15 protein-coding genes are annotated in these 10,404 nt (G+C 70.8%); 4 read left to right on the plus strand and 11 right to left on the minus strand.

Annotation, left to right across the window (positions count from 1 at the left end; genetic code table 11):
• Positions 1-18: 18 nt before the first annotated feature.
• From ACFVYL_RS33825 to ACFVYL_RS33865, 9 genes are all read right to left on the minus strand, one after another.
• Positions 19-564, minus strand: a complete 546-nt coding sequence (locus ACFVYL_RS33825) for a hypothetical protein (protein WP_389722795.1) — start codon at positions 562-564, stop codon at positions 19-21.
• A 77-nt stretch (positions 565-641) separates the two neighbouring features.
• Entirely contained in the window at positions 642-1,196 is a 555-nt protein-coding gene (locus tag ACFVYL_RS33830; protein WP_389722797.1) for a hypothetical protein, read from the minus strand.
• A gap of 66 nt (positions 1,197-1,262) precedes the next feature.
• Positions 1,263-1,523 (minus strand): hypothetical protein, encoded by a 261-nt coding sequence (locus tag ACFVYL_RS33835; protein ID WP_389722799.1) that lies wholly within the window; start codon positions 1,521-1,523, stop codon positions 1,263-1,265.
• A 149-nt stretch (positions 1,524-1,672) separates the two neighbouring features.
• Positions 1,673-1,963, minus strand: coding sequence for a hypothetical protein (locus ACFVYL_RS33840; RefSeq protein WP_150169700.1), 291 nt, complete (start codon positions 1,961-1,963; stop codon positions 1,673-1,675).
• Between the two features lie 135 nt (positions 1,964-2,098).
• A complete protein-coding gene (locus ACFVYL_RS33845) occupies positions 2,099-2,707 on the minus strand; it encodes a phage tail protein (protein ID WP_389722801.1) in 609 nt (202 codons plus the stop codon).
• Between the two features lie 93 nt (positions 2,708-2,800).
• The gene (locus ACFVYL_RS33850) at positions 2,801-3,202 is read right to left on the minus strand and encodes a hypothetical protein (RefSeq protein WP_389722803.1); all 402 of its coding nucleotides are present in this window, start codon (positions 3,200-3,202) and stop codon (positions 2,801-2,803) included.
• 242 nt (positions 3,203-3,444) lie between these two features.
• Positions 3,445-3,633, minus strand: coding sequence for a helix-turn-helix domain-containing protein (locus tag ACFVYL_RS33855; RefSeq protein WP_389722818.1), 189 nt, complete (start codon positions 3,631-3,633; stop codon positions 3,445-3,447).
• Between the two features lie 23 nt (positions 3,634-3,656).
• A complete protein-coding gene (locus ACFVYL_RS33860) occupies positions 3,657-4,178 on the minus strand; it encodes a hypothetical protein (protein WP_389722805.1) in 522 nt (173 codons plus the stop codon).
• A gap of 20 nt (positions 4,179-4,198) precedes the next feature.
• Positions 4,199-4,474, minus strand: a complete 276-nt coding sequence (locus tag ACFVYL_RS33865; protein ID WP_389722820.1) for a WhiB family transcriptional regulator — start codon at positions 4,472-4,474, stop codon at positions 4,199-4,201.
• Positions 4,475-4,935: 461 nt separating this feature from the next.
• Here ACFVYL_RS33865 and ACFVYL_RS33870 point away from each other — a divergent pair, with 461 nt between their 5' ends.
• The 4 genes from ACFVYL_RS33870 to ACFVYL_RS33885 all read left to right on the plus strand — a co-directional run bounded on the left by ACFVYL_RS33870 (position 4,936) and on the right by ACFVYL_RS33885 (position 7,685).
• Positions 4,936-5,292, plus strand: a complete 357-nt coding sequence (locus ACFVYL_RS33870; RefSeq protein ID WP_389722822.1) for a helix-turn-helix domain-containing protein — start codon at positions 4,936-4,938, stop codon at positions 5,290-5,292.
• A 46-nt stretch (positions 5,293-5,338) separates the two neighbouring features.
• On the plus strand, positions 5,339-5,881 hold the full coding sequence (locus tag ACFVYL_RS33875; RefSeq protein WP_389722807.1) for a hypothetical protein: 543 nt from the start codon (positions 5,339-5,341) through the stop codon (positions 5,879-5,881).
• A gap of 169 nt (positions 5,882-6,050) precedes the next feature.
• Positions 6,051-6,815: a hypothetical protein gene (locus ACFVYL_RS33880; protein WP_389722809.1), complete on the plus strand. Its 765-nt coding sequence runs from the start codon at positions 6,051-6,053 to the stop codon at positions 6,813-6,815.
• A gap of 123 nt (positions 6,816-6,938) precedes the next feature.
• Complete coding sequence (locus ACFVYL_RS33885) at positions 6,939-7,685, plus strand: ankyrin repeat domain-containing protein (RefSeq protein WP_389722810.1); 747 nt, start codon at positions 6,939-6,941, stop codon at positions 7,683-7,685.
• Positions 7,686-7,818: 133 nt separating this feature from the next.
• On the opposite strand, the gene ACFVYL_RS33890 is transcribed toward ACFVYL_RS33885, so the two are convergent.
• Positions 7,819-8,373 carry a GNAT family N-acetyltransferase gene (locus tag ACFVYL_RS33890; RefSeq protein ID WP_389722812.1) on the minus strand — a complete coding sequence of 185 codons (555 nt, stop codon included), beginning with the start codon at positions 8,371-8,373 and terminating at the stop codon, positions 7,819-7,821.
• 179 nt (positions 8,374-8,552) lie between these two features.
• Positions 8,553-10,154, minus strand: coding sequence for an ABC-F family ATP-binding cassette domain-containing protein (locus ACFVYL_RS33895; RefSeq protein ID WP_389722814.1), 1,602 nt, complete (start codon positions 10,152-10,154; stop codon positions 8,553-8,555).
• Positions 10,155-10,404 lie beyond the last annotated feature (250 nt).

Below are 10,404 nucleotides of genomic sequence, written 5' to 3' on the forward strand. Positions count from 1 at the left end.
CCACTCCTCGATCCCGCGTCAGAAGCGGGAATTGAGCCGGTCGATCTGGTTCTGCAGCTGCTGAACACTGAGGTTGGCCTGGTCGGCCTCACGGCGCAGCGCGGCGACCTGCGTGCTCCGCAGGGCGGAGAGCTGGCTGTTCTGCCGGTTGTTGGCTACGGAGACTGCGGACTTGTCGGCCTTGCGTCGCAGCTTTTGGTTGATGTCGCGCGACAGGGCGTTGATGCGGCGGTTGGCTCCGTTGGCCTTGGTGATCGCCTTGTCGGCGGTTGTCTGAGCCTTGGCGGCCGCGCTTTTCAGCTGCTCCGGGTGCTCGTTGCGGGTACGCGCCTCGGCTGCTTCCTTGGCCTTCTCCCGCTTTTTCATCATGTCGCCTATGGGGTCCAGGAAGGTGTGCTCCAGCTTGATCCCCGTGATCCCACCACCAGCGGCGTTGAAGGCAAAGGCGCCGCCGTTGAACTCACTTTTGAATGCCGTCAGTTCGGCTTTCTTGACGTATTCGCGCTCCGTAATGTCTTTGACCAGTTTGACCGTACGGTCTACCAGGGAACTGTCGTCAGCCATCATCAGCTCCTAAAACAGGTGACGGCCCCACATGCCTTGCAGCAGGCATGAGAGGCCGCGAGTTGGGGTTGGTGTGTTCAGTCGGTGGTGAGACTCCAGTGCTGAGCGTTCAACAGGAGGTAACCAGGCCCCGAGACACTGATCGTCTCGTGCGTGTGGTTCGGCGCGGACAACTCCTTGCCGGCACCGAAGGCAGGGCTGAAGTGCGTCAGGGCCCCCGCGTACTGCCCCTTGTTCCACGTGATGCGCAACCGCTTCTTCGCGCCGTCGGCCATGCGCAGTACCCACGGCCCTTCGCCCGACATCTCACCTTCGACGAGTTCGACTTCCTCATCGGCCAGCCGTCTGACTTTCCACCCGCCAACTCCTGTGAAAGTGGCCTTGCCACCGTGCCGGAAGAGTCGAAGGGAGTTGAAATCCGACGGAAGCACGAACCGCTGGCGGGTCTTGCCCCACAATGTGGAGCCGTACCCCGCTTCCTGCGTGGTCTCCGTGCGTTGTACGACGTATGCGTCGAGTTGCGCGTTGAACACTCCGCGGATTTCCAACGGTATGGGCGCGGTATCACCGGCCTCCCGGATGAGGATTTCGCGGCTGCGCCAGGATGACCACTGCTGTTCCGGATCGTTCACGAGGTTCCCTCCCCTGATCCACGCTGTCCGGCAGATCATCGCCTGTCCGCTGTCGCGGCGGGAAGGTCAGGAGAAGAAGGCCGCCAGCTGCGTGGCCGTCGGCTTGGGGGTGGCAGGGGTCACGGGCTGATCATCCCCGGTGTCGTCCGGGAGAGGGTCTGCACCCGGGCGCGGGATGGGCTGGGGTGGGTCCAGGGGATCCGCGTCCTCGTCCTGGTTGACCGTGGCGAACATCCAGTTGGACTGCGCCAGTTGGTCCACCACGTGCGCGAGCAGGTAGTCCCCCACCGACCACTCCACCGCCTCGCCCTCCGTCTCCCGCGCCACCGCCCCCTCCCGCGGCAGATGGCGGATCAGGACCGCGAGGCGGCGGGAGGACAGGCGGCCGCGGTGCCAGTCCAGGAGGTCGAGGCCGTAGAAGCGGAGCAGGTCGGCCTCAAGAGCCTCGGCGTGTTCGTCGACGAACGCGCCGAGGCTCAGCCTTCCCCCAGGCCGAGCCCGGTCTCCTTGCCGTACGCCTCCAGGATCGCCGCGATGTCCTGCATCGTGACCTCGTGCCGCTCGAAGCGGGCGAACTGCTGCTCTCCCAGGAGGAGTTCGAGCAGCCCGTCCACATCGTTGTCGTCGAGGTCACGGAGCTTGCGCGCGGTGGCGCGGGTCAGTTCGGTCGGCAGCTCGAAGCTGTCGGAGTCGAGCTCGAAGGTCCAGGCCCGGCCGAGCGCTTCGAGGCGCTGGGCTCGGGCCGCGTTGACGTTGAAGCCGGACACGGGTCTCTCCTTCGGCAAGGCGACGCCCGGCCGGTGCTGGGGGCACGGGCCGGGCGTCGCTGGGATCCTATGCGGTCGCGCGCAAGCGCAACCGGCGATTTCGCGCAATCAATCAAGCGTCAACGAGCGGTCGGCTCACGAGTACGACGACGCCAGTTCCTTGATGCGGAAGCTCGCCAGCGGGGCGTTGTCGTCCTTGGCCAGCGCCGTGAACGTCACGCCCAGCTTCACCGCCCCGGTCCGGGTCAGACCGATCTCCTCGGTCTCGGTGACCTGACCGCGCGGCACGAAGAAGCGGTACTTCGCCGCGCCGTCGCTGAACTCGATGCCGAGCGCACGCTCGTCCGGCGCCGGGCTGTTGGCGAGGTCGTACGTGAACTCCTTCAGGTCGGCCTCGGCCTGCGCGTCGATCGTCGCCGGCGTGGTGACCGCCGCCTTCACCTCGCCACCGCCCATGAAGAAGGCCAGGTTCGCCTTGTTCAGCTGCAGCAGCTGGAACTTCACGGTGAGGTCGCGGTCGGAGTAGATGAACCGCGCCGGGCTCACCGACTGCCAGGTGTCGACCGGGTCGATCTTGTCCTTCTTGTTGAACTTGATCCCGTCGGTCGTGGTGTAACCGAGGTCCGTCCACTTCGCCTTGTCCCAGTCGGCGCCGATGGTGGCCGGCGCCTCGGTCCCGATCGGCGCGATCAGCACGCGTCCGGTACCGGCGACGCGGATTTCCTTGCCGTTGTTGCCTGCCATGCGAACTCCTCAGATCTCAGTTGTCTGTCGGTACGACGAAGGCCCCGCCGGGATGGCAGGGCCTGGGAGGTACGGCTGCGGGGTGGTGCGGTGCTACTCGGGGCGGATCGAGATCCGCACCGTCGACAGGTACCGGTTGCCCGCCGGGCGGTTGTAGTCGGGCAGCCAGCGCGGCCCGTCCGCCTCGGCGACGTCGGTGACGACGGCCCCGCCGTACGAGGTGCCGGTCAGTTCGAGCACACAGGCACGGGCGGCGAGGGAGATGCCGTGCGCGGTGGACTTGTCCGGGCCGTAGACCTCGAAGTCGAGCAGCGGCTGGTCGAGATGCCGGTCGTCGACCCACGCGCCGCCGACGCGGGAGACGAGGACGGCCTTCTGGGTGCCGTCGAACCCGGCGGGTGGCTTGTTGTCGACGACCGAACCGGCGAGTTCCGCCCGGTTCTTGAGGAAGTCGACGACGAGCCGTTCCGCGTCGGGGAAGGTCAGGATGGACACATGGACACTCCCTGTCATGAGAAGGGAAACGAGTGGGGGCAACACAAAGCGGCAGGTCCGCCGCCCCGGCGTGGGGCGCAGCTCTGCCGCTGCTCCAAGTGTGATCCAGGGTCCTGATTCCCGCAACTGAGGTCTGCGGACGCCAAGTTGACCCTCATATCCGTACGCGCGGAGGGCCCCGCACCACCCTGGTGCGGGGCCCTCTTCACTACGTGCGCCTGCGTGTACGCGGGCTTGTACGGCTACGGCCGCTCCGCCCTCGCCCCGCGTACGGAGCGCTCCGCGGCGAACACGTCCTCCAGGCGGTACATCGAGCGCCGCCCCTGCCGCCCGGCCGCCTTGAGGTGGCCGAGCTGGACCCACTTGCGGATGGTGGCGGGCGAGACGTCGGCCTCGGTGGCGGCGAGGTCTCCCGTGATCAGCGGTGACATCTGCGCTGCGGTCAGTTGCGAGTTCACGTCGCCGTCCCCTCCTCGTCGTCGAGCACATGGCGGCAGGGGGGATTCACACACATCGCCACGCCCCGCTCGGGAAAGGCCCGCAGCGACACGGAGTCACAGGCCGGGCAGCGCCCCGGGAGCCGCACCAGCTGTTCCGGGTCGCCCAGGGCGCGGGCGCAGCGCCGGGACATCCGGCGGGCCTCCGCCTCGACGTGGGCGGCCAGATCGGGCAGGCCGGCGACCGCGTCGAGCAGTTCGGCGAGGCGGCGCAGGCGGACCGGCACCGGGGCCGCGGTGATGCGGCGCAGGCCGAGCCGGTCGCGTACGGCCTCCTCCAGTTCGACCACCCCGTCGCCGATGTCGCGGAGGGCGTCGGAGACGTACAGGCGGACGGGGGCACCGGCGGCCGGTCCTGGGCCGCCGCCCCGCACCTCGCGCAGAGTGCGGCCGGCGCTGGGGGCGAGCTCGGCCAGGAGCAAGGGGTACCGGCGCCGGAGCGAATCGATCCAGAGCGCCGCGCGTGCGGTGCCGCTCATCAAGGCCTCCTGATTGCTCATCACGGCCTCCCGGCCTTCTTGCGTGGCTTGACCTCGCGGCCGTTGCGCCACAGGCGTCCCCCGCTGACCCCGTCGAACCAGGTGCGCGAGGGGTCGACGATGGCTTCGCATTCACGCCGAATCGGACACTGATTGCAGGCGCGCAATACCGGCGCCGCCTCGGCGGGGCTGCGGGTGAAGACGTACTGCTGGGGGAGATCCACACAGGCGGCGTCTCTGCGCCAGTCGGGAGCCTCGTCCGAGAGAACTCGCGTAGGAGGGAAAGCGCTGTTCAGAGTAGGTGCGGCGACAAGTGTCCGATTGGGCATGCGCAACCCCTCCGCAGGTGTGCGAACATATGTTCGAAGACGTCGATGCGTGATCAGAGTTCCACGCTGCGTGCGCATGCGCAACTAAAAACGGAGAGGCGTGGGACCGGAGAGGAGTAAGGGGTGGCTGGAAATCTTCGTCGCGGAGGCCACAGGAGCCCCACGGATGCGGCATCGGACACCCGCCCGTACACCTGCCCGCGCCGGATCTTCACAACAACGCGCGAGCGCGCACATATTTCGGTGCGCGCACGATCGGTACGCTCGCTCTGCGACGAGGGGAGAGCGACGACATGGTGTCCAGCCAGCGGGCCAGCGCCCGCATCGACCAGGCGTACCGGACCGGGATCAGCCACGATCAGAGTCGGGAGAGTGGCCGGAATCGAGCGGACGAACTGGAGGAATTCGCCGAGTGGATCGAGGGCGTGATGCGTGAGCGCGGCTACGACATCGACAGCCCGCGCGGCGGCGGCAAGTCCAAGCTCGCGGACGACGCGGGCGTGCACCGGGCCGCGGTCAGCCGGCTCATCCAGCGGCAGAGCATGCCCGACCTGGAGACGATGCGACGGCTGGCGGCCGTGCTCGGCGTCCCGCTGCGGGACATGCTGATCCGGTCCGGCCGGCTCTCCGAGAGCGATCTGCCGATCGTGGCCGCCCGGGGCGGCGAGAGCGACGCCCCCCGACTGCTGAGCCCCGAGGAAGCGGCCCGGAGAATGGGGGTGCCTCCAGAACTGCAGGCGGTCTTCGTGAGAGTCACGAAGGCGTTCCTGCCGCAGGTCGAATAGCAGGGGGCGACTTACGCAGCCCCGGGGGCACAGAGGGAGTGCGAACATGCCGACTGACGAAGCGGAGGGGCCGTCCGGAGGCGCGCGACGCGGTACGGGACGGCATGACGTCGAGAGGGAGACGACCGCGTCGGAGGAGCTTGCCTTCCTCGTCGGCCGGTTACTGATCGAACTCGGTTCGAAGATCCAGGAAGCCGGCGTCGACGGCGTCCGGATACTCACCGAGGAGGAGGCGCAGCAGAGTCAGCTGCGCTGGTTCCGCGAGGGCTGGGCGGAACACGCCCGCGCGACGGAGACCACGGGTGCGGCCGACCACGCCCGCGCGACCGACCACGAGTCCGCCGCGGCGGCACCGGCGGGGCATGCGGACGTGGAGCCGCCGTCCGCGTCGCCCGACTCGTCCGACTCGTCCGACTCGTCCGCGAGGCTGTTCCAGTTTCCCTCGAGTCCGCCCCGAGGGGCGCACCCGCTGCCGATCGTGGGCCGGGACGAGGCCCGCGGCACACGGGACTTGATGTCGCACCGCCCGCGCAGGCGCCGGGAGGACCCGCCGAAGGGGCACCCGGGGCACCCGGGGACGGACGACTGACGACTGACGGCCGACTGACGACTGACGGCCGACTGACGACCGGCGCACCTGCCGCTCGCCCGACGCCATCGCGCCACCTCGCCACCTCGCCACCGCACTGTCCGTGGCTGTCACGTATCCTCCGCAATCGCCCGTCCGGGCGACGGAGCGCGAAGAGGATGGACTGCTGGTGTCACAGGTGCCGCTGGTCTCGCTGGTGTCACGCCTGGCCGTACGGGGTGGGCAGGGCCTGGTCCACGAATGGCGCGAGGTGGTCGTCGGGCCGGTGCGCCGACTGCGGGCGCGCGGCCCCGCGGGCGTCTCGCTCGCGCTCTTCGCCACCGTCGCGGTGGTCGCTCTGCACGAGTTCCAGCAGACGCCCACCGGTGCCGATGTGCTGCGGGTGGTCAGTGAGGTACGGGCCGACCAGCCTGTCTGGCTGTCCCTGCTGCGCACGCCCGTCTCGCTGTTCGTGCCCGCGGTGGACCTGCCGGCCTGGGGCGGGCTTCCCCGGCTGTTCCTGGCGTTCGCGCTGGCCGAGCTCGTCTTCGGGCGCATACGCACCCTGGCGGTGGCCTGCACCGCCACGCTCGCCGGGACGCTCGCGGCACGCGTCATGATCGCTCTCGGGCCCGACCGGCTCGGCCTGCCTGCGGACGCCGCCCACGCGGTCGACACCGGCGCCTCCGCGGCGGTCGTCGGGCTCTACGCCTACACCGCCGTGGCGCTGCGGGCGCCCGTCCTCTTTCTCGTCGCGGTCGTGCCCACGGTGGCCGGTTCGGTGGCCGACCTCGACCTCGCGGGCCGCGAGCACCTCGTCGCCGTGACCGTCGCGGTGACAGCCGCCGCGGTCCTGCACCGGAGCGGACGGGACGAACGGAGCGGACGGGACGAGCGGGCCGGGCGTTCCGGTCCCGCCCCGAGCGCAGACCTGCCCGCTGTCAGTGGCCGCTGACAGAATCTGTTCCAGCGACCGGCCACAACAGAACCGGTCGGGCCGAGGTCGATCAGCCGAGGTCGATCACCCCAGGTGATCAGCCCAGGTCGATCAGAAGATCAGGAGATCAGGAGGCCGGTCATGGCGGTTCTCGACGCGGGGGATCCCCTGGCCGTCGCGGTGACCGGGACGATCCGTGCCGGTGACGTCCCCGGTCTGCGGCAGTTGCTCGACGCGCGTCCCGGCCTCGGGTCCACCCTGATCAGGAAGGTCGGCGAGGCCGCGGGGACCCGCGGCCTGCTGCACGTCGCCACGGACTGGCCGGGGCACATCCCCGCGGGCCCGGACATCATCGCCGTACTGGTCGCGGCGGGCGCCGACCCCGGCGCGCGGTTCGTCGGGGCACACTCCGAGACCCCTCTGCACTGGGCCGCGAGCAACGACGACGTCGCGGCGCTCGACGCCCTCGTCGCGGCCGGTGCGGACATCGAGGCGACCGGCGGCGTCATCGCGGGCGGCACACCGCTGGCCGACGCCCGCGGATTCGGTCAGTGGCGTGCGGCGCGGCGGCTCCTTGAGCACGGGGCGCGGACGACGTTGCAGGACGCGGCGACGCTCGGCCTGCTCGACCGGGTCGCGTCGATCGTCGAAGGGCGGGGCGAGGGGACGGAGCGGCCCGGCGCGGACGACATCGCCGCCGCCTTCTGGGGCGCCTGCCACGGCGGACAGCGGGCCACCGCGCACTATCTGCTGGAGCGGGGCGCGGACCTCGACTGGGTCGGGTACGACGACATGACGCCGCTGGACGTGGCCACCGAGGCCGGCGCCGCGGACGTCGTACGGTGGCTGCGCGGTCAAGGGGCCCGGCGCCGGGTGGAGTTGAGCTGACGTAGCCCTCGGCCCACCGAGCGGGCTGCCGGGGCAACCGGTCCGCTCGATGCAGGGCTGAGAGCCTGTCTTTGAACCCCCGTCGTCCGGGCGTCGCTGCGCAGGCGGGGGTTCAACGACAGGCTCTGAGAGCTCAGCCGGAGGCGGCGGGGGCCGCGTAGCAGTGCAGGGTGATCCGTCGGCCGGGGTCCCACTCCTGCTCGACGATGCCCAACAGCCGCCAGCCCAGGCGTTCGTAGAGCGCGGCCGCCGCGGTGTCGGAGGACACCACGTCCAGGACCGGGTGCAGTCCGCGCGCCCGTGCCTCCCGTACGACCCGGCCCATCAGCAGGGCGCCGATGCCGTGGCCGCGGGCGTCCGGCGCGACGAAGAGCCTGCTCACGACACCGGCCCCGCCCCTCCCCGCGTCCCCGCCCCACAGGTCGGGCGCCTCGTCCCCCGCCCCGGGGCGGGACAGCCCCACGTGCCCGACGACCCGCCCGTCGAGCTCGGCGACCCAGGCGCCAAGGCCGCCGCTGCCCTCCAGCCACTCGCCGGGCACCGGAGGCCAGTCGACCGGGTACCCGTCGGCCTTGTGGACGCTCGCGAGCACCCCGACGCAGGCCTCCACATCACGCTGACCGGAGCGTTCCCGCAGCCGGAGGACAGGGTGGCCGTCGGCCGCGTCGGCGGCACGGTCTCGTCTCATCGCAGCATCGAATCACAGCGGCGGGGCGGGTGCGGGCGTCCACCGCGAATCGCCACGCGCGGCCTTGACGGGGGCCCAACTCGCCTGTACGGGGGCCGCCTTGGCCCCCGCACACCCCATACACCCCATACACCCCACGCCATCCGGACACCCCACGCCACCCGGCCGGCGCGGAGGCCTCACGCGAGCGTGACCAGGTCCCGGTAGTCCGGGCTCCACAGGTCCTCCGATCCGTCCGGGAGCAACAGCACCCGGTCCGGCCGCAGCGCGTCGATCGCGCCCTCGTCGTGCGTGACCATCACGATCGCCCCGGGATACGTGCCGACGGCTCCAAGGACCTCGTCCCTGGACGCCGGGTCGAGGTTGTTGGTGGGCTCGTCGAGCAGCAGGACGTTCGCGCCCGAGTGGACGAGTCCCGCGAGGGCGAGCCGCGTCTTCTCGCCGCCGGAGAGGACCGCGGCGGGCTTGTCCGCGTCGTCCCCGCCGAACAGGAACGACCCGAGCACCCGCCGCACCTCGCCGTCCGTCAGGTGCGGGGCCGCGACCGCGAGGTTCTCGCGGACGGTCTTGTCACCCTCCAGGGTGTCGTGCTCCTGCGCGAAGTACCCGAGCCGCAGCCCGGGGCCCTCGACCACCCTTCCCCCGTCCGGGAGTTCGCGCCCGGCCAGGAGCCGGAGCAGCGTCGTCTTGCCGGCTCCGTTGAATCCGAGGACGACCAGGCGGCTACCCCGGTCGACGGCCAGGTCGACGCCCGTGAGGACGCGATGGGACCCGTACGCCTTGGTGAGGCTGATCGCGCCGAGCGGCATCCGGCCGCACGGCGCGGGCTCGGGCAGCCGGATCCGTGCGACCTTCTCGCCGCGCCGTACCGGCTCCGTCCCCGCGAGCATGCGCTCCGCACGCCGGTCCATGTTCTTCGCGGCGGTGGCGGTGGAGACGTGCGAGCGCATCTTGTCCGCCTGGGCGCGCAGCGACGCGGCCTTCCGCTCGGCGTTGGCGCGCTCACGGGTACGCCGCCGCTCGTCCGCCGCGCGCTGGGCGAGGTACGTGTGCCAGCCGGTGTTGTGCACGTCGATGGCCGCGCGGCGCGGATCGAGGTGGAAGACGCGGTTGACCACGTCGGCAAGGAGCGCCGTGTCGTGGCTGATGAGCACGAGGCCGCCCGGGTAGCCCGCCAGATAGCCGCGCAGCCAGCCCACCGAGTCGGCGTCGAGATGGTTGGTCGGTTCGTCGAGCAGCAGCGTGTCGTGCCGCGAGAACAGGATCCTGGCCAGCTCCACGCGGCGGCGCTGGCCGCCGGACAGATCGCCCACGGGCTGGTGCAGCGCGCGTTCGGGCAGCCCGAGCCCGGCGGCCACGCGGGCGGCCTCGGCCTCCGCGGCGTACCCGCCGCGCGCCTGGAAGCGGTCGTCCGCGCGGGCGTAGGCCGCCATGGCCCGCTCCTGCGCGGCCGGACTCACCGCCTCCGCCATGGCGGCCTCCGCGGTACGCAGCGCCGCCACCGCCTCGTCCAGTCCGCGGGCGGACAGGATGCGGTCGGTGACGGTGACGGCGGGGTCGGCGGCGCCCGGGTCCTGGGCGAGGTGGCCGACGGAACCGGTACGGGTGACGGTGCCGTCGGCGGGGACGGACCGACCCGCGAGGATCTTCATGAGGGTGGTCTTGCCGGCGCCGTTGCGCCCGACGAGGCCGACGCGGTCGCCATGGGCGATGTGGAAGGAGACGTCGGAGAGCAGAAGGCGGGCACCGACGCGCACGTCGGCACCTCGTACGGTGATCATGAGGTAACGCTCCGCAATAGCGAATGGACACACGGGTGACGTGGAGGCGTGTGTCCTGGCTAGGAAATGCGGGGCGTAGACATGTGAACGAGGCTAACGCGCCGACCGGACGGCGCGCACCCGTATTTCCGCGCCATGGGCTCGTCGCCGCCCGTCGCCCCCCCATTACCTTCTTCGTAGCCCCGCAACGGGGTTACCGGTCTTCGGAGTTGGCATGACTACCTCCCCTTGTCGAACGGATGGCCTGGGG

It is taken from the genome of Streptomyces sp. NPDC058308 (assembly GCF_042880275.1).
GTDB lineage: Bacteria > Actinomycetota > Actinomycetes > Streptomycetales > Streptomycetaceae > Streptomyces.

What these genes read in the sequence shown, in the direction of transcription:
- ACFVYL_RS33855 (WP_389722818.1), bottom strand. Translation starts at nt 3,633, where the DNA reads ATGTCACCGCTGATCACGGGAGACCTCGCCGCCACCGAGGCCGACGTC.
- ACFVYL_RS33875 (WP_389722807.1), top strand. Translation starts at nt 5,339, where the DNA reads ATGCCGACTGACGAAGCGGAGGGGCCGTCCGGAGGCGCGCGACGCGGT.
- ACFVYL_RS33895 (WP_389722814.1), bottom strand. Translation starts at nt 10,154, where the DNA reads ATGATCACCGTACGAGGTGCCGACGTGCGCGTCGGTGCCCGCCTTCTG.
- ACFVYL_RS33885 (WP_389722810.1), top strand. Translation starts at nt 6,939, where the DNA reads ATGGCGGTTCTCGACGCGGGGGATCCCCTGGCCGTCGCGGTGACCGGG.
- ACFVYL_RS33870 (WP_389722822.1), top strand. Translation starts at nt 4,936, where the DNA reads ATGCGTGAGCGCGGCTACGACATCGACAGCCCGCGCGGCGGCGGCAAG.
- ACFVYL_RS33890 (WP_389722812.1), bottom strand. Translation starts at nt 8,373, where the DNA reads ATGAGACGAGACCGTGCCGCCGACGCGGCCGACGGCCACCCTGTCCTC.
- ACFVYL_RS33825 (WP_389722795.1), bottom strand. Translation starts at nt 564, where the DNA reads ATGGCTGACGACAGTTCCCTGGTAGACCGTACGGTCAAACTGGTCAAA.
- ACFVYL_RS33845 (WP_389722801.1), bottom strand. Translation starts at nt 2,707, where the DNA reads ATGGCAGGCAACAACGGCAAGGAAATCCGCGTCGCCGGTACCGGACGC.
- ACFVYL_RS33860 (WP_389722805.1), bottom strand. Translation starts at nt 4,178, where the DNA reads ATGAGCGGCACCGCACGCGCGGCGCTCTGGATCGATTCGCTCCGGCGC.